This is a genomic window from Pseudomonas sp. GM30, assembly GCF_000282275.2.
Classification (GTDB): Bacteria; Pseudomonadota; Gammaproteobacteria; order Pseudomonadales; family Pseudomonadaceae; genus Aquipseudomonas.
The window spans coordinates 471561-487878 of the sequence record NZ_AKJP02000022.1 but is presented as its reverse complement, the minus strand read 5'-3'; the positions used below and the strand labels follow the sequence as shown (position 1 = coordinate 487878).

Below are 16318 nucleotides of genomic sequence, written 5' to 3'. Positions count from 1 at the left end.
TGTAGGAGCTGCCGCAGGCTGCGATCTTTTGATTTTGTTTTTTTAAGATCAAGATCAAAAGATCGCAGCCTGCGGCAGCTCCTACAGGGAAGTGTTGTCAGTCATGATGGATAGGTTGTATACAATCCTCCGTCACATTTGACTCAAATGGAGCTGCACCTGTCATGACCGACTCCGCAAGCACCGAATTCACCGGCATCGACCACGCCGCCCGCCGCGAAAAACTGCCCTATGCTGCGTTACTGGCGTTCGCCATGACCGGCTTTATCGCCATCCTCACCGAGACCCTGCCGGCCGGGCTGCTGCCGCAGATCGGCGCCGGGCTTGGGGTCAGCGAAGTGCTCGCCGGGCAACTGGTGACGCTGTATGCGCTGGGCTCGATTGTCGCGGCGATTCCGCTGACCGTCGCCACGCGCGGCTGGCCACGGCGGCGGGTGCTGTTGATGACGGTGGGCGGGTTTCTGCTGTTCAACACCGTGACCACGTTCTCCACCCATTACGGCTTGACCCTGGCGTCGCGGTTTCTCGCCGGGATGGCAGCAGGGCTGTCGTGGGGCATCATGGCCGGGTACGCCCGTGGCATCGTGCCGGTGCACCAGCAGGGACGGGCGTTGGCAATCGCCATGCTCGGCACCCCGGTGGCCCTGTCGCTGGGCACCCCGGCGGGGACCTGGCTGGGCAACCTGATCGGCTGGCGCGCCTCGTTCGGGATCATGTCGGCGCTGGCCCTGGTGCTGGCAGCGTGGATTGTGCTGGCGGTGCCGGACCGTCCGGGGCAGGCCAGCAGCGAACGCCTGCCGCTGCTGCAATCACTAAGCCTGCCGGGCGTGCGGCCGGTGCTGTTCGTGGTGCTGACCTGGATGCTCGGGCACAACATTCTCTACACCTACATCGCGCCATTCCTGATGCAGGCCGGGCTGGCCGAGCGCGTCGATCTGGTACTGTTGGTGTTCGGCCTGTGTTCGCTGGTGGGGATCTGGATCATCGGTTTGCTGGTGGATCGCTGGTTGCGCTGGCTGACGCTGATCAGCCTCGTGCTGTTTGCCGTGACCGCCTTGGTGCTGGCGCTGATGTCACCGTCGCCGTGGCTGATCTATACCTGCATGGCCGTGTGGGGCCTGTCATTTGGTGGTTCGGCGACGTTGCTGCTGACGGCGGCGGCGGATTCGGCCGGCGAGCATGTGGACGTGGTGCAGGCGATGCTCACCACCTCGTGGAACGTGGCGATTGCAGGTGGCGGCCTGTTCGGCGGGTTGCTGCTGGATCGAGCGGGGGTAATGTCGTTTCCGTGGGCGTTGTTGATCCTGTCGCTGATCGCGCTGGCGACGGTGTGGATCAACCGTCATCACAGCTTCAAACCGGGCCGGCGCGTCACCGCATGACTTTGTAGGAGTGAGCCTGCTCGCGATAGCGTTTTATCAGGCGGAATAATTTGTCTGGGGAGACGCTATCGCGAGCAGGCTCACTCCTACAGTAGAGATGATGTGGATTTGAACAAAGGCATAACGATAGACCGCATCGATATATGTGGTTATATGAAAAATCGCTATGCTGCGGGCCAGATTTTTCCTGTCGTTTTTCTGGACGTCTTAATGGAATTGGCAAATTTCGGCCTGGTGATCGCCGGGCTGGTGGTGGGTTTTATTGTCGGCATGACCGGTGTCGGCGGCGGTTCGTTGATGACGCCGATCCTGTTGTGGTTCGGCATCAACCCGGCAACTGCGGTGGGCACCGACCTGCTGTACGCGGCCATTACCAAATCCAGTGGCGTGCTGGTGCACAAGAATAACAACAACATCGACTGGGCCATCACCGGCTGGCTGACCCTCGGCAGCGTGCCGGCAGTCGCCATGACCTTGTGGTTTCTCAGCACGCTGCACACCGCGCCCGAAGCGATGAACTCGATCATCAAACAGGCCTTGGGCTTTGTGCTGTTTGCCACGGCGCTGGCGATTCTGTTCAAGAAGCGCCTGCTCGAATTCGCCCACAAACGCGCGGGCGGCAACTACAACCCGAGCGGCGCGCGCCTGAATGTGATGACGGTGATCACCGGCCTCATCCTCGGCACTATGGTCGCCCTGACCTCGATCGGCGCCGGCGCCCTCGGCACGGTCGCGCTGTTCATCCTCTATCCGCTGCTGCCGACCCGGCGTCTGGTTGGCACCGAAATCGCCCACGCCGTGCCGCTGACTCTGGTTGCCGGTCTGGGTCACGCGAGCATGGGCAACATGGATTGGGGCGTGCTGGGCTTCCTGCTGATGGGTTCGCTGCCGGGCATCTGGCTGGGCAGCCACCTGACCGGGCGCATTTCCGATGAATTGCTGCGCCCGTGCCTGGCGACCATGCTGCTGTTGATCGGCTACAAACTGGCGTTCTGATTGACAGCCATGAGCGAAACCACTCTGCACTGCAACGCACGCCTGGCGATCACCGTCGAACCACGGGAAATGCGCATGAGCCATTGGTTGTATGCGCCGCGCGTGGTCGATCAGCAGAGCGGGCGGGTGCTGCTCGACCTGAGCGAGAGCCTGTGGGATCTGATTTCCACGGAGGATGAATCCGACAGCGGGATCGCTTTGCTGCTGCGCAAGTATCCGGGTGATCAATTGCCGGTGACGCTGAGCATCAGCCTGGAGGACGGGCAGCTCAGGATTGCCGGGCGCCGTGTCGAGGCTTCAACGCTGGCGTCCGCGCTGGGCTGAACGCACTGGAGCCTTGTGCGAAGGCGCTTGTCGGAACGCCGCACACCTCCGCCGGGGCGCGAAGCGTCCCTTGCGCTTGCATTGAAAAAGCAGGGTCTGCTGCGCAGTCCAGCGGGAGCAAGCTCCCTCGCCACAGGATCAATTCCGATCAACGCTGGATGACGAACTTCATCACCGTCACCGGCAGGTCTTCGTACACCACATCTTCGACCACCTCCCACCCCAGCCGCGCATACAGCGATTGCGCGGCGTCGGTGTACAGATACAACTCGGCCACCCCCAGCGCTGCCGCTTCAGCGACGATCCGGTTGACCAGCTGCGAAGCAATCCCGCGTCCGCGTTCTTCGGCTTTCACGTAGACGCCCGCCAGCCACGGCGTCAGTTGCGGGCGGATCTTCATGTCGCTATCGATCAGCAGCGCGCCACCGAGCAATCGGCCGTCTTCCATGGCCACCACCACGCTGGGAACCGCACCCTTGCCGCAGGCCGCGCGCATCCGCTCGGTGCGGGCTTCAAGGGTATCGCCGTCACGGAATTCGCCCCATTCCTTGAAGTTGAGTTCGGCCAGTTCCTCAATCAACTGCGGGTGATCGCACAGGTAATCGATGTGCATGGGCTGAACTCCTTTTCATGGGCGGAACAGCCAGCCTAATGTGCTCACAAAAGGTAATCAAATCCGCGTCACGATTACGCCGATGCGGTTGCGCAATGACGTGGCTGACCTAAGCTTCTGACAAGGCGAAACATATTTGCCGGGCACGACCCCGGAACAATCGCCGCGATGCGCAATCATTAGAGCGTGGATATCAAAAGGAGATGCGCATGCTCATCAGGTCACTGACCCTGACACTCTTGCTGGCGATTGCCGGCCCCTTGTTCGCCGCTGACAACGATTCGCCCATCGCCGGGGATATGGGGCGGGCCCGACCGTTGATCGTGATCGCACAAAGCACCGTCGACCCCGTGTGGGTGGGCCTGAAAAAGTCGCTGGAAGATCCGGCGAACAAGAAGGGCGTCGCCGACCGCAACATCAAGGTCTACACCATCCTCAATATGGCCGGCCAGCTCGACGGCAAGGATCTTGGTCAGCAGGACACCATGGCCCTGTTGCGTTCGTTGAAGCTCGGCGCCGGGGCGTACCCGAAAGTGTTCCTGCTGGGCAAGGACGGCGAGACCAAGCTCTCGGCCTCGGGCGATGACGCGAAGACGGTGGATCTGAAGAAAATCTTCGACACGGTTGATGCATTGCCGGCCAGCGAAAAGGAAATCAGCGCACCGACAGTCGCTGAAACCAAGGCCACGGCCGCCGAACCGGCAGCCAAGAAAGGCGAGAAGGGCGCCAAGCCAACCAAACCGGCGAAACCGAGCAAGCCACCGGAAATGCCGGATGATTGATGGTATGGCCTGAATCAAAAAAATGGGCGACCTCTACAGGTCGCCCATTTTTTTTATTGCCCGTCAAAAAGATCGCAGCCTGCGGCAGCTCCTACATGGGATCGGTGCAGGAGCTGCCGAAGGCTGCGATCTTTTGATTTTCAGTCGGTCAAAACGCTGAGGATCGTGTGAGCAATCTTCACCCGCTCCGGAATCGGAAAGTTCTTGTTCGCCAGAATCACCACGCCGACATCCTTCGACGGCACAAACGCCACGTAACTGCCAAAGCCACCCGTAGATCCGGTTTTGTTCAGCAGCACATTATCCGCCTGCGGTTGTGGCGGGTTGAACCACTGCACCTTGTGCGGCTGCATGGCCATTTCCGTGCTGTTGCCGGCCAGCAAGCGGTCGAGGCTGATCGGGTAACGGTACATTTCCCAACCCAGGCCCTGGGTCATGTCGCCGACGCTGTAGTAACCGGTGTGGGTGTTGGCGATGGCTTGTTGCAGCGGGGCCTCCAGGCTTGCCGGTTTCAGGTTGACCTGCACGTAACGCAGCATGTCGGCGGCGCTGGTTTTCACGCCGTAAGCTTCTGAATCCATCGCGCCCGGGGTGACGCGCACCGGTTGGTTGTTCTTGTCGTAGCCCTGCGCGTACAGGCTCATTTGCGCTTTCGGCACTTGCAAGTAGGTGTGTTGCAGGCCAAGTTTCGGCAGCAGGGTTTCGCTCATCGCCTGATCATAGGGCTGGCCAAGGGTCTTGGCGGCGAGATAACCGAACAGGCCCAGGCTCGGGTTGGAGTACAGACGCTGGCTGCCGGCCGGGAAGCTCGGTTTCCACTGTTGGTAGTAGCTGAGCATCTTGTTCGCCGAATCCCACGGGTCAGGGAATTGCAGCGGCAGGCCGCCGGCGCTGTAGGTGCCCAATTGCAGCACGCTGATGTTGTCGAAAGCGCTGCCCTTGAGTTCCGGCCAGAGCTGGCTGGCTTTAGTCGACAGGTCCAGTTTGCCGGTCGCCTGCGCATAGCCGGCCAAGGTCGCGGCGAAAGTTTTACTCACCGAGCCGATCTCGAACAGGGTGTTTTCGCTGACTTTCTGCCCAGTATCCTTGGCGGCGACGCCGTAATTAAAGTAATGCGGTTGGCCGTTGATGATGATAGCTACGGCCAGGCCCGGAACCTGCTGTTGCTGCATCACCGGGGTGACGGCTTTATTCACCAAGGCTTGCAGTTGCTCGTCGCTCGGCGTGGCAGCCATGCACGCGTTAGCAGCGAAAATTACGCCGAATGCGCTGCAGGAAATGACTTTTCTCAGGTTGATGAAGGACATGAGTGAACCACTCTCCATGAGTGTTGAGGGTGATATCCCGCTACACTGCGGGCAATTGAAACGTTGGTCGACTGATCAGCGCCGACAATTTAGGCAGTCTGGCACTCGTCGACAAACGATGATATTTCGGATGAGCCATTAGAAAAATTTGGGACCTGGCATGATTCGACCTCAACTGCCGCTCAATGCACTGCGCGCATTCGAAGCCTCGGCGCGGCATCTGAGCTTTACCCGCGCCGCTGTGGAATTGTGCGTGACCCAGGCGGCGGTGAGCCATCAGGTCAAAAGCCTTGAGGCGCAGCTCAATGTCACCCTGTTCAAACGCCTGCCTCGCGGGCTGATGCTGACCAGTGAAGGGGAGACCCTGTTGCCGGTTTTGACCACCTCATTCGATCACATCGCGCAGATGCTCGAGCGGCTGGCCGGCGGTCAGTATCGGGACATGTTGACCGTGGGTGCCGTCGGAACCTTTGCGGTCGGTTGGCTGCTGCCACGGCTGGCGGACTTCCAGGCGAAACATCCGCTCATAGATTTGCGCCTGTCGACTCACAACAACCGGGTCGACGTCGCGGCTGAGGGGCTGGATTACGCGATTCGATTCGGCGCCGGAGCGTGGCATGGCATCGAGGCCACTCGCCTGCTCGATGCGCCACTGTCGGTGTTGTGCGTGCCGGAAATTGCCCGGCAGTTGCATACCCCGGGCGATCTGCTGCAACAGCGCTTGCTGCGTTCCTATCGCACCGATGAATGGCCGGAGTGGTTTCATGCCGCAGGCTTGGCGACCCACGCGGCCCCGCCGCAGAGCATTGTCTTCGATTCGTCGCTGGCGATGATGGAAGCCGCGCTGCAGGGCAGCGGAGTCGCATTGGCACCGCCGTTGATGTTCGCCCGGCAATTGGCAGCGGACGTGATTTGTCAGCCGTTTGCGATTGAAATCACCACCGGCAGTTATTGGCTGACGCGCTTGCAGTCACGGCCGGAGACGGCGGCGATGACGGCGTTCAAGCAGTGGCTGGTACAAATCTCTGCCTGACACAAATCCCCTCCTGTGGGAGCGGGCTTGCTCGCGAAGGCGGCGTGTCAGTCAATATTTGAGTTGAATGACACTCAGCCTTCGCGAGCAAGCTCGCTCCCACATTTGAAGTACGGTGAGCTTGAGAATGTCAGCGCACCAGACACGGCCGCTTGTTATCGAACGTCCACCCCGGAATCAAAAACTGCATCGCTACGCTGTCATCCCGCGCGCCGAGACCCATGCCTTTGTACAGTTCGTGGGCCTTGGCCAGCTGATCCATGTCCAGTTCCACACCCAGCCCCGGTTTCTGCGGCACTTGCACGCAACCGTCGACAATTTGCAGTGGTGCCTTGGTCAGGCGCTGGCCGTCCTGCCAGATCCAGTGCGTGTCGATGGCGGTGATGTCGCCCGGCGCCGCTGCCGCGACATGGGTAAACATTGCCAGTGAGATATCGAAGTGGTTGTTGGAGTGTGAGCCCCAGGTCAGGCCCCACTCATGGCACAGCTGCGCGACGCGCACCGAGCCTTGCATGGTCCAGAAGTGCGGGTCGGCCAACGGAATGTCCACCGACTGCAACTGAATGGCGTGGCCCATCTCGCGCCAGTCGGTGGCGACCATGTTGGTCGCCGTCTTCAGCCCGGTAGCGCGGCGGAACTCGGCCATGACTTCGCGCCCCGAGTAACCGTTTTCCGCACCGCACGGGTCTTCGGCGTAAGCCAGCACCTTATGTTGATCGCGGCACAGGCGGACCGCTTCTTTCAGTGACCACGCGCCGTTCGGATCGAGGGTGATGCGTGCCTCGGGAAAGCGTTCGGCCAGAGCCGTCACGGCTTCGATTTCCGCGTCGCCACTGAGCACGCCGCCCTTGAGTTTGAAGTCCTGGAAACCGTATTTCGCCTGGGCCGCTTCGGCCAGACGCACTACCGCTTCGGCGCTCATGGCTTTCTCGTGACGGACGCGGAACCAGTCGTTATCGGCATCCGGTTCGCTGCGGTAGGCGAGGTCGGTCTCGCGTTGATCGCCGACATAAAACAGATAACCGAGCATCTTCACTTGGTCGCGTTGCTGGCCTTCGCCGAGCAGCGCCGCGACCGGTACGTCGAGGTGTTGCCCGAGCAGGTCGAGCAGGGCGGCTTCGAGTCCGGTGACCGCGTGGATGGTGATACGCAGGTCGAACGTCTGCAGGCCACGGCCGCCGGCATCACGCTCGGCGAAGGTCTGGCGCACCTGATTGAGGATCTTCTGATAGTTGCCGATTGTGCTGCCGAGCACCAGGCTGCGGGCATCCTCCAGCGTTTGGCGGATGCGCTCGCCACCGGGCACTTCACCGACGCCAGTGTGGCCGGCGTTGTCCTTGAGAATGACGATGTTGCGGGTGAAAAACGGCCCGTGGGCGCCGCTCAGGTTGAGCAGCATGCCGTCGTGGCCGGCCACGGGAATCACCTGCATGTCAGTGATGATTGGCGCTTTGGCGGTGTCGTGTGCGGTCATGTTTTTATCCTTGTCGGCATCTTTAAAAAGGAAGTCATGCGTGCTTTGGCGCGGCCTCGGCCACGGCGAGGTCAGCAGCGGGTTTCGGAGTGGTGCGCGCAGCGAAGACGATGATCGCGGCGATGATCGAGGTCGCGGCCAGGCCGTAGAGGCCGCCCTGAATCGAACCGGTGTGTTCTTCGAGCAGGCCGAAGGTGGTCGGCGCGACGAAGCCGCCGAGGTTGCCTACCGAGTTGATCAGTGCGATCACTGCTGCAGCGATCCGTGCATCCAGATAGGCCTGCGGAATCGGCCAGAACAAAGACGAGGCGGACTTGAAGCCCAGCGCGGCAAAACAGATCGCGACAAAGGCGAAGATCGGCCCGCCGGTGGTGGACATGAACATCCCTGCTGCGGCGATCAACAACGCGGTGGCGACCCAGGCTTGCTGGTGCTTCCACTTGGCCGAGAACGCGGCGAAGGCGTACATGCCGACGATCGACAGCAGCCACGGAATCGAGTTGAACAGCCCGACCTGGAAGTCACTCATCTCGCCCATTTTCTTGATGATGCTCGGCAGCCAGAACGTCGCGGCGTAGATGGTCAGTTGAATGAAAAAGTAGATCAGGCAGAACAGGATGATTTGCCGGTCCTTGAGCAGTTTGCCCATCGATGGGCGGATCGGCGTCGCGGCTTCGCGGGCTTTCTGTTCATCGTCGATGGCGTTGACCAGTGCGTCCTGTTCGGCGCGGGTCAGCCATTTCGCGTCGTGGGGTTTGGCGTCGAGCCAGAACCAGACGAACACGCACAGCCCGACCGAGAACATCCCCTCAATGAAGTACATCCATTGCCAGCCGTGCATGCCCAGGCCGTTGATCTGCAAGAGCAGGCCGGACAGCGGGCCGGAGATCAGCGAGGCGACTGCCGATCCGCTGAGGAAAATTGCGATCGCCTTGCCGCGTTCGGCGCCGGGCAGCCAGCGGGTGAAATAGTAGATCACCCCGGGAAAGAACCCGGCTTCGGCCACGCCGAGCAGAAAGCGCAGGATGTAAAAGTGCGTTTCGTTCTGGATGAACGCCATGCCGGCGGCGACCAGGCCCCAAGTGAGCATGATGCGGGTCAGCCAGATACGCGCGCCGACTTTCTGCAAAAGCATGTTGGACGGCACTTCGAACAGCGCGTAACCGATGAAAAACAGACCGGCGCCGAAGCCGTAGGCGGCAGCCCCGATGCCCAGGTCATGTTCCATGTGAGTGCGGACGAAACCGATGTTCACCCGGTCAATGTAATTGACGATGAACATGATCACGAAGAGCGGCAGGACGTGGCGTTTCACTTTCGAGATGGCGGACGCGAGTGTCGAATCGACGCCCTCGTTCATCCCGGAGACGGAGGTTTTCACTTGGTTTTTCTCCCACTGATTATTTTTATGCGGGGGTAGGGCTGAGTGTTGCGTTGTTGATAGACATCATACAACTGAGATTTTTTTTCCTACAAGTGGGGTGTAGCGATTAAATTTGTCTGGTGGGCAGATTTCTTATTTCTTTTTGGCGGTATTCCCCGGTTTTATTGACTTTGCGTGCTTGTATCAGACGCTTGTCATGGTTTTTCGGTCAACGTTCAAACAGATCAGCCATCTTGCCTATTCCGGTTTTTTGAATTTTATTGAATGTTGTCATACAAGTTGGTGACTGTTTCAGCACTAAAATCGATCTCGTCAGCCACGCGCAGTGCTACGATCGACAAGCCCCGATGACCGGAACCGATCATGCAAGAAGACCTCGACGCCCCTGCGCCCAAACGTGCACACAACCTCGCACACGATCTGGTGGAGAAACTCACCCAGAGCATCCTGCTTGGCCAGTTGTCGCCCGGCGACAAGCTGCCGTCGGAGAACGCCATCGTTCAGGAGCACGGTGTCAGTCGCACGGTGGTGCGCGAGGCGATTTCCAAATTGCAGGCCTCGGGGCTGGTGGAGACGCGGCACGGCATCGGCAGTTTTGTCATCGAGCGCGCTGCCGAGCAGGGCTTGCGCCTGAATGTCGACACCGCGCTCGGAGTACGCAGCATTCTGGAATTGCGCATGGGTCTGGAGACACAGGCCGCGGCGCTGGCGGCGCTACGGCGCAGTGAGCAGCAATTGCTGCAGATGCGTCAGGCGCTGGATGACTATCAGCGTCTGCTGGACAGCAATGGCAGTTGTGTCGAGGCTGATCGACGTTTTCATCTGCTGATCGCCGAGGCCACCGGCAACGTCTGCTTCGGCGAAATCATGCAGCACCTGGGCAGCGCGATGATTCCGCGTCAGCGGCTCAATGCCGCCGAGCGTGGCGCGGCGGATCTGAGCAAGCTGGGGCAGTTGGCCCATCTGGAGCACGAAGCGATCCTGAATGCGATCAAGCGGCAGGATCCGGACGCGGCGCGCGCCGCCATGTGGCTGCACCTGACCAACAGCCGCGACCGCTTCAGTGCGCAGGGCTGATGGCCGTTGGTCTGCTCGATAGCACGGCCTGCGCAGGCACGCTTCCAAGCTGTATGGCCCGGGTTTTCCGGACCTCCTTGGTGAGGTGTGTCATGGCTAATGATTTGCTGTTTCAAGGTGGTGTGCTACCGACCGATCCGACCCGTCCGGTGCCCGGCACGGATGAGCCGACACTGGCCGATCACGATGCGCCGCCGGGCATGAGTCCGGGACGTGATCCGTTGAGTGATGCCGATCGGCCGGAAGACTGGAAGGACCCGGCGGCGGATGATGATGTGCCGCCGGCGGATGAGCCGACGCCGTTGTCGGATGACAGGCGCTGAGGCTAACCCGGCATGAGATATTTATAGTCTGCGCCGGCCCTTTCGCGAGCAAGCTCGCTCCCACAGGTAGAACGCATCCCCCTGTAGGAGTGAGCCTGCTCGCGATGGGGTCATCAGCCTCAGTAAAAACCTCGATCAGACCTCAACCGGTCGACCCTCCACCCGCCGCTCCAGATTCAACGCCAGCACACTGATCAACACCACCGCCGCGCCAATCAGAACCATCAGTGCCGGCTGCTCGCCGAGGCCGACTGAAGCAATCCCCATCGCCGTCGGCGGTATCAAATAAAGCGTCATCGTCGCCCGGCTCAAGTCCACATGCCTGAGCACAAAGCCCCAGGCCAGATAAGCCAGCGCGCTGGGAAACACCCCCAACGCCAGCACCGCCCACTGCACGCGCAACGGCGCCTTCAGCACTGCATCGCTCAGCCCCGGCAGATAAATCAGCAACAGCAGCGTCCCCGACCACACCGCATAACACGCCAGACTGAAGCCGTCATAACGCCGGGCGTGGTGTTTTTGCAGGGCGAAGTAAATGCTCCATGACAGCGCCGCCAGCAGAATCAGCAAGCCGTGCGCGTCGATCTGCCCCAGGCCACGATCAGCGCTGACCACGATCACCACGCCGACCAGCCCCAGCAATACGCAGCCCCAACGCCAGATACTGACCTGATCCTTGAACACGTAGCGCGCCAGCAGCGTACTGAACAGCGGGCTCGACTGCGCCAGCACGCTGGAGGCGCCGGCGCTGACACTTTGCTGGCCGATGTTCAGCGCCACGTGATGCAGGCTGACGGCAAAAAATCCCAAGGCGAACAACAGCGGTACATCGCGCCGTTGCGGCAGGCGAATGCCCTTGAACACAGCGATCACGGCCATGAACAACGACGCCAGGAGAAACCGCAGCAAAGCCAGATGCCCCGGGTCATAGGCCTGCAGGCCGATGTGAATACCGGTCGGCGAATAGGCCCAGCAGCCGACCACGAAAGCCGTGGCCAGAATGATTTTTACAGGAGAGGGAGACGGCATGATCGGCGCACCGCAGAGGTTGATGCGCCGAGTATCCGGGCGAGCAACAATTCGCCACAACTGACTTATACTGCGCTGAACGTTCACTTTGAGTGATGAGTATGGAGCTGGCGCAGATCCGCATGTTCAAGACCGTGGCCGACGAGGGCAGCATTGCCCGCGCCGCTGAAAAGCTGTTTTGTGTGCCGTCGAACATCACCGCACGGATCAAGGCGCTGGAAGCGGAACTCGGCGTCGCGCTGTTTCTGCGCGAGGGGCGCGGGCTGCGGATCAGCCCGGCGGGGCAGACGTTTCTGGCGTATGCCGAGCGGATTCTGGCGCTGACCGCCGAAGCCAAACGCGCGGTGGATCCCGCCGCCGAACCCTCCGGGCCGCTGCGTATCGGCGCGATCGAATCCTCGGCCACCGGGCGTTTGCCGCGTCTTTTGGCGAGGTTTCACAAGCGCTTTCCGCGAGTGGCTCTGGAGCTGACCACCGGCACCTGGAACCAGTTGCTCGACGATACCCTCAGCCATCGCCTCGACGGCGCCATCGTCGCAGTGGACGTCGAGCGCTCGCAGCTCAAGCGCACACCGATGTACCGCGAAGAGTTGCTGCTGATTGCCTCGACGTCATTCGGGCCGGTGCGCGACATCCACGATCTGCAGGACAAAACCGTGTTCATGTGGCCGCAAGGCTGCCCGTATCGGGCGGCGTTGGAGCACTGGTTGTTGCGTCAGGGCCAGGCGCTGCCGATTGTCAGCCTGGCGAGTTACGGGGCGATTGTCGGTTGCGTAAGTGCCGGCGCCGGGGTCGCGCTGGTGCCCAAAGGGGTGTTCGAGCAATACGCCAAAGGCGCTGGATGCGTGGGCTATGAGTTTCCCGAACTGACGGCGATCGACAACCTGTTTTACTGGCACGAAAACGCCGGGGTGCACCCAGCGCGTGAGGCGTTCGTGGCGATGTTGCGCGAAGAATTCCTCTGACCCCATCCGCATTCCAGTGTAGGACCTGCCGCAGGGATGGGTTCAGGGAGTCAGGTCGCGCATCAGCAGGCCAAAGCGCAAATCCACCGCATCCGGTATCGGCAGGTACACCGTGTGCCCGTCGCCGGGCGCGACTTCGATGGCTTCGCCCTTGGCACTGTGCAACTGGTGCAGATCGAAATGGAAGTTGCCCTTGGGCGTCATCAGCTCCAGATGGTCGCCCAAGGCAAAACGGTTCTTCACCTTGACCTCGGCCAACCGGTCGCGGCGCTCGCCAGTCAGTTCGCCAACGAACTGCTGACGCTCGGACACCGAGCTGCCGTTCTGATAATTCTGGTATTCGTCATGCACATGGCGGCGCAGAAATCCTTCGGTGTAGCCGCGCTGGGCCAGTGATTCGAGATCGGTCATCAGGCTGCGGTCGAACTCGCGTCCGGCCATCGCGTCGTCGATGGCCCGGCGATAGACCTGGGTGGTGCGCGCGCAATAGAAGTGCGATTTGGTCCGGCCCTCGATCTTCAGCGAATGCACGCCCATGCGCGTCAGGCGCTCGACGTGCTGCACGGCGCGCAGATCCTTGGCGTTCATGATGTAAGTGCCGTGCTCGTCTTCGAATGCTGGCATCAGCTCATCCGGTCGATTGGCTTCCTGCAGCAGAAACACCTGATCGGTCGGCGCGCCGATGCCCAGGGTCGGCTCGGGCTGGAAGGTCTGCACGATCTCGCCGAGCTGGTTTTCCGTAGCCTGCTGCGCCGAATACTTCCAGCGGCAGGCGTTGGTGCAGGTGCCCTGATTGGCGTCGCGCTTGTTCATGTAGCCCGACAGCAGGCAGCGCCCGGAGTAAGCCATGCACAGTGCGCCATGGACGAACACTTCCAGTTCCATGCCTGGCACCTGCTCGCGGATTTCGCCGATTTCCTCCAGCGACAATTCCCGCGACAGGATGATCCGGCTCAGCCCCTGTTGCTGCCAGAACTCGACGCTCGCCCAATTCACCGTGTTGGCCTGCACCGAAAGGTGGATCGGCATCTGCGGAAAATGCCGGCGCACCAGCATGATCAAGCCCGGGTCGGACATGATCAGGGCGTCCGGTGCCATCTCGATTACCGGCGCCAGATCCTTGAGAAAAGTCTTCAGTTTGGCGTTGTGCGGGGCGATGTTGACCACTACATAGAAGCACTTGCCCTGGGCCTGCGCTTCGCGAATGCCGAGGGCGAGGTTGGCGTGGTCGAACTCGTTGTTGCGCACCCGCAGGCTGTAGCGCGGCTGGCCGGCATAGACCGCATCGGCGCCGTAGGCGAAGGCGTAGCGCATGTTCTTCAGGGTGCCGGCGGGGGCGAGCAATTCCGGGGCGGCGAGGGGGAGGTCTGGCTTCATGGCGGCATCGGTCGCAAAAGCGCGGCAGGGTAGTGCAGCGGCAAGTGCGGTTTATTGATCTGGATCTAGGTTTGAGTTTGTGGAGCTTATCTGTGCAGAAAAGGCACAGATCATGTGCCGGTTTCGCTGTGTTCGGTGCGGTGGCGGCTGACTAACATTTGCTCATCCACTCAACCGAAGCAGGATTTTGCATGCAGAACTTTACTCGTCGCTTTCTTACCGCTTGTGCATTTTCCGGTGTACTGGCCAGCACCGGGGCCATCGCCGACAGCCACCCGACGATTCGGGCGATGTCAGGCGCTACGCCGGTCGATCACCTGCCGGCCGGCAAATCGGCCCTGATCGTGATCGACTTCCAGAATGAATACTTCAACGGCCGGATGCCGATCCCCGACGGTGCCGCTGCCCTGGCGAAAACCCGCGAGCTGATCACCTTTGCCGACAGTCACAAGATCCCGGTGTACCACGTGCAGCACGTTGCGCCGGCCGGTTCGCCGGTATTTGCCATCGATGGCCAGACCGTCAAATTTCATCCGGACATGCAGCCGCGCCCCCAAGACGTTGTCCTGCAAAAAAGCACCGTCAGCGTGTTCGCCAGCACCGACCTTGACCAGCAACTGAAAAAGGCCGGCATCCAGACCCTGATCATTTCCGGCCTGATGACCCACGCCTGCGTGGCGGGTGCCGCGCGGGATGCCGCGCCCTTGGGCTACAACGTGATTGTCGCGTCCGATGCCTCGGCAACCCGCGCCATCACTCGGGCCAACGGCGTGTACATCGACAAGGATTCGCTGCACAAAGCCGCGCTGGCGGAAGTCGAAGACACCTTCGGCGACGTGTTGAGCACTGCGCAGATCGTCAAACTGCCGGTGCGCTGATCAGCCGGGCTGCATCGTCCAGGCAATCTATGCTCCATGAACAAAGATGGCACTCGCGCGCGCCCCGGCTGACTAAGGTTCGGGGCGTGCGAGACGCCTGACTGACATGGATCGGACATGAACGAAAAAAACCTGCAATTCAAATCCCTCACCGTGCTGTTGTTGCTGGTGACGGTCGCCTTCATCTGGATTCTGCTGCCGTTCTACGGCGCGGTGTTCTGGGCGGTGATTCTCGGCATTCTGTTTGCGCCGATGCAGCGCAAGTTACAGATCAAATTCGGCTGGCAGCGCAACCTGACAGCGCTTTGCACGTTGGGCATCTGCCTGGTCATCGCGATTCTGCCGGTGATCATCCTCAGCGTGCTGTTGGTCCAGGAAGGCGCGACGCTGTACAACAATATCGAAAGCGGCCAACTGGACATCGGAGCCTATTTGGCGCAGTTCAAACACAGCCTGCCGCCGTACTTTCAGCATTTGCTCGATCGCTTTGGCATGGGCGAGTTGAACGGTTTGCGCGAGAAAATCGTCAAGGCGTCGATGCAGGGCAGTCAGGTGCTGGCGAGCCAGGCGTTCAGTTTCGGCCAGGGTACGTTCGAGTTCGTGGTCAGCTTCGGCATCATGCTGTACCTGCTGTTTTTCTTCCTGCGCGATGGCGCTGAACTGGTGCGCAAGATTCGCACCGCGGTACCGCTGGAAGAGAATCACAAACGCCGTTTGCAGTTGAAATTCAATCGGGTGGTCCGCGCGACGGTCAAGGGCAACCTGGTGGTGGCGGTCACTCAAGGGGCACTGGGCGGGGCGATTTTCTGGTTTCTCGACATTCCCAGCGCATTGCTCTGGGCGGTGCTGATGGGCTTTCTGTCGCTGTTGCCGGCGGTGGGCGCGGGGATTGTCTGGGCGCCAGTGGCGGTGTACTTCCTGCTCAGCGGGATGATCTGGCAAGGCGTAGTGCTGGGGCTGTTCGGGGTGTTTGTGATCGGCTTGGTGGACAACGTGCTGCGCCCGATCCTGGTCGGCAAGGACACGCGCATGCCGGATTACATGATCCTGATCTCGACCCTTGGCGGCCTCGCAGTGTTCGGCCTCAACGGTTTCGTGATCGGGCCGCTGATCGCGGCGCTGTTCATGTCGAGCTGGGCGCTGTTCATCGAGACCAAACCGAAAGTCCAGTTGCCTTAAGCGTGGAATGGCGTGCTGACGATTTTCTGCGACAGGGCCTGCGCTGCGGGCAGTGAAGTGAGCGGGCCACTGATCGGCTCGCCATCGCGCACCAGATACCAGCAGGCGAGCAATCCCGACGCTCGGAGCGATGCGGGAACGGCGCTGCCGACCACCGACATGATTTGAACCTGAGCCATGACAAGTACCTCCATC

At 60.9% G+C, this 16318-nt stretch carries 17 protein-coding genes; 10 read left to right on the top strand and 7 right to left on the bottom strand.

Annotation, left to right across the window (positions count from 1 at the left end; all coding sequences use genetic code 11):
• Nucleotides 1-164 precede the first annotated feature (164 nt).
• From PMI25_RS15590 to PMI25_RS15580, 3 genes are all read left to right on the top strand, one after another.
• Nucleotides 165-1382 carry an MFS transporter gene (locus tag PMI25_RS15590; protein ID WP_007965421.1) on the top strand — a complete coding sequence of 406 codons (1218 nt, stop codon included), beginning with the start codon at nucleotides 165-167 and terminating at the stop codon, nucleotides 1380-1382.
• 210 nt (nucleotides 1383-1592) lie between these two features.
• On the top strand, nucleotides 1593-2378 hold the full coding sequence (locus PMI25_RS15585) for a sulfite exporter TauE/SafE family protein (RefSeq protein WP_007965420.1): 786 nt from the start codon (nucleotides 1593-1595) through the stop codon (nucleotides 2376-2378).
• Between the two features lie 9 nt (nucleotides 2379-2387).
• A complete protein-coding gene (locus tag PMI25_RS15580; protein ID WP_007965419.1) occupies nucleotides 2388-2702 on the top strand; it encodes a hypothetical protein in 315 nt (104 codons plus the stop codon).
• 148 nt (nucleotides 2703-2850) lie between these two features.
• Here PMI25_RS15580 and PMI25_RS15575 read toward each other — a convergent pair whose 3' ends face one another.
• A complete protein-coding gene (locus tag PMI25_RS15575; RefSeq protein WP_007965418.1) occupies nucleotides 2851-3315 on the bottom strand; it encodes a GNAT family N-acetyltransferase in 465 nt (154 codons plus the stop codon).
• A 209-nt stretch (nucleotides 3316-3524) separates the two neighbouring features.
• On the opposite strand from PMI25_RS15575, the gene PMI25_RS15570 reads away from it, so the two are divergent.
• Nucleotides 3525-4097, top strand: coding sequence for a DUF4174 domain-containing protein (locus PMI25_RS15570; protein WP_007965417.1), 573 nt, complete (start codon nucleotides 3525-3527; stop codon nucleotides 4095-4097).
• Nucleotides 4098-4237: 140 nt separating this feature from the next.
• Here the strand turns inward: PMI25_RS15570 and ampC are convergent, their stop codons facing one another.
• A complete protein-coding gene (gene ampC, locus PMI25_RS15565; RefSeq protein WP_007965416.1) occupies nucleotides 4238-5404 on the bottom strand; it encodes a class C beta-lactamase in 1167 nt (388 codons plus the stop codon).
• Nucleotides 5405-5564: 160 nt separating this feature from the next.
• On the opposite strand from ampC, the gene PMI25_RS15560 reads away from it, so the two are divergent.
• Complete coding sequence (locus tag PMI25_RS15560; protein WP_007965415.1) at nucleotides 5565-6437, top strand: LysR family transcriptional regulator; 873 nt, start codon at nucleotides 5565-5567, stop codon at nucleotides 6435-6437.
• 130 nt (nucleotides 6438-6567) lie between these two features.
• Here PMI25_RS15560 and gudD read toward each other — a convergent pair whose 3' ends face one another.
• Both gudD and PMI25_RS15550 read right to left on the bottom strand, forming a co-directional pair.
• A complete protein-coding gene (gene gudD, locus PMI25_RS15555; protein WP_007965414.1) occupies nucleotides 6568-7911 on the bottom strand; it encodes a glucarate dehydratase in 1344 nt (447 codons plus the stop codon).
• Nucleotides 7912-7945: 34 nt separating this feature from the next.
• Nucleotides 7946-9292: an MFS transporter gene (locus tag PMI25_RS15550; protein ID WP_007965412.1), complete on the bottom strand. Its 1347-nt coding sequence runs from the start codon at nucleotides 9290-9292 to the stop codon at nucleotides 7946-7948.
• A gap of 366 nt (nucleotides 9293-9658) precedes the next feature.
• On the opposite strand from PMI25_RS15550, the gene PMI25_RS15545 reads away from it, so the two are divergent.
• Together PMI25_RS15545 and PMI25_RS15540 are read left to right on the top strand one after the other, a co-directional pair.
• Complete coding sequence (locus PMI25_RS15545; protein ID WP_007965410.1) at nucleotides 9659-10372, top strand: FadR/GntR family transcriptional regulator; 714 nt, start codon at nucleotides 9659-9661, stop codon at nucleotides 10370-10372.
• 92 nt (nucleotides 10373-10464) lie between these two features.
• Nucleotides 10465-10695 (top strand): hypothetical protein, encoded by a 231-nt coding sequence (locus PMI25_RS15540; protein WP_007965409.1) that lies wholly within the window; start codon nucleotides 10465-10467, stop codon nucleotides 10693-10695.
• A 135-nt stretch (nucleotides 10696-10830) separates the two neighbouring features.
• Here the strand turns inward: PMI25_RS15540 and PMI25_RS15535 are convergent, their stop codons facing one another.
• Complete coding sequence (locus PMI25_RS15535) at nucleotides 10831-11724, bottom strand: DMT family transporter (RefSeq protein WP_007965408.1); 894 nt, start codon at nucleotides 11722-11724, stop codon at nucleotides 10831-10833.
• 101 nt (nucleotides 11725-11825) lie between these two features.
• On the opposite strand from PMI25_RS15535, the gene PMI25_RS15530 reads away from it, so the two are divergent.
• Entirely contained in the window at nucleotides 11826-12689 is an 864-nt protein-coding gene (locus PMI25_RS15530) for a LysR family transcriptional regulator (RefSeq protein ID WP_007965406.1), read from the top strand.
• A gap of 42 nt (nucleotides 12690-12731) precedes the next feature.
• Here the strand turns inward: PMI25_RS15530 and trhP are convergent, their stop codons facing one another.
• The gene (trhP, locus tag PMI25_RS15525) at nucleotides 12732-14066 is read right to left on the bottom strand and encodes a prephenate-dependent tRNA uridine(34) hydroxylase TrhP (RefSeq protein WP_007965403.1); all 1335 of its coding nucleotides are present in this window, start codon (nucleotides 14064-14066) and stop codon (nucleotides 12732-12734) included.
• A gap of 191 nt (nucleotides 14067-14257) precedes the next feature.
• On the opposite strand from trhP, the gene PMI25_RS15520 reads away from it, so the two are divergent.
• Together PMI25_RS15520 and PMI25_RS15515 are read left to right on the top strand one after the other, a co-directional pair.
• Nucleotides 14258-14944 carry a cysteine hydrolase family protein gene (locus tag PMI25_RS15520; RefSeq protein WP_007965401.1) on the top strand — a complete coding sequence of 229 codons (687 nt, stop codon included), beginning with the start codon at nucleotides 14258-14260 and terminating at the stop codon, nucleotides 14942-14944.
• A 117-nt stretch (nucleotides 14945-15061) separates the two neighbouring features.
• Nucleotides 15062-16123 (top strand): AI-2E family transporter, encoded by a 1062-nt coding sequence (locus tag PMI25_RS15515; protein WP_007965399.1) that lies wholly within the window; start codon nucleotides 15062-15064, stop codon nucleotides 16121-16123.
• On the opposite strand, the gene PMI25_RS15510 is transcribed toward PMI25_RS15515, so the two are convergent.
• Complete coding sequence (locus PMI25_RS15510; RefSeq protein ID WP_003223603.1) at nucleotides 16120-16302, bottom strand: hypothetical protein; 183 nt, start codon at nucleotides 16300-16302, stop codon at nucleotides 16120-16122. The two genes, PMI25_RS15515 and PMI25_RS15510, sit on opposite strands and share 4 nt — an antisense overlap.
• Nucleotides 16303-16318: the final 16 nt, after the last annotated feature.

Coding starts and splice junctions, on each gene's coding strand:
- PMI25_RS15575 (WP_007965418.1), bottom strand. CDS start 3,315: ATGCACATCGATTACCTGTGCGATCACCCGCAGTTGATTGAGGAACTG.
- PMI25_RS15545 (WP_007965410.1), top strand. CDS start 9,659: ATGCAAGAAGACCTCGACGCCCCTGCGCCCAAACGTGCACACAACCTC.
- gudD (WP_007965414.1), bottom strand. CDS start 7,911: ATGACCGCACACGACACCGCCAAAGCGCCAATCATCACTGACATGCAG.
- PMI25_RS15510 (WP_003223603.1), bottom strand. CDS start 16,302: ATGGCTCAGGTTCAAATCATGTCGGTGGTCGGCAGCGCCGTTCCCGCA.
- PMI25_RS15520 (WP_007965401.1), top strand. CDS start 14,258: ATGCAGAACTTTACTCGTCGCTTTCTTACCGCTTGTGCATTTTCCGGT.
- PMI25_RS15515 (WP_007965399.1), top strand. CDS start 15,062: ATGAACGAAAAAAACCTGCAATTCAAATCCCTCACCGTGCTGTTGTTG.
- trhP (WP_007965403.1), bottom strand. CDS start 14,066: ATGAAGCCAGACCTCCCCCTCGCCGCCCCGGAATTGCTCGCCCCCGCC.
- PMI25_RS15535 (WP_007965408.1), bottom strand. CDS start 11,724: ATGCCGTCTCCCTCTCCTGTAAAAATCATTCTGGCCACGGCTTTCGTG.
- ampC (WP_007965416.1), bottom strand. CDS start 5,404: ATGTCCTTCATCAACCTGAGAAAAGTCATTTCCTGCAGCGCATTCGGC.
- PMI25_RS15540 (WP_007965409.1), top strand. CDS start 10,465: ATGGCTAATGATTTGCTGTTTCAAGGTGGTGTGCTACCGACCGATCCG.
- PMI25_RS15530 (WP_007965406.1), top strand. CDS start 11,826: ATGGAGCTGGCGCAGATCCGCATGTTCAAGACCGTGGCCGACGAGGGC.
- PMI25_RS15570 (WP_007965417.1), top strand. CDS start 3,525: ATGCTCATCAGGTCACTGACCCTGACACTCTTGCTGGCGATTGCCGGC.
- PMI25_RS15590 (WP_007965421.1), top strand. CDS start 165: ATGACCGACTCCGCAAGCACCGAATTCACCGGCATCGACCACGCCGCC.
- PMI25_RS15585 (WP_007965420.1), top strand. CDS start 1,593: ATGGAATTGGCAAATTTCGGCCTGGTGATCGCCGGGCTGGTGGTGGGT.
- PMI25_RS15580 (WP_007965419.1), top strand. CDS start 2,388: ATGAGCGAAACCACTCTGCACTGCAACGCACGCCTGGCGATCACCGTC.
- PMI25_RS15560 (WP_007965415.1), top strand. CDS start 5,565: ATGATTCGACCTCAACTGCCGCTCAATGCACTGCGCGCATTCGAAGCC.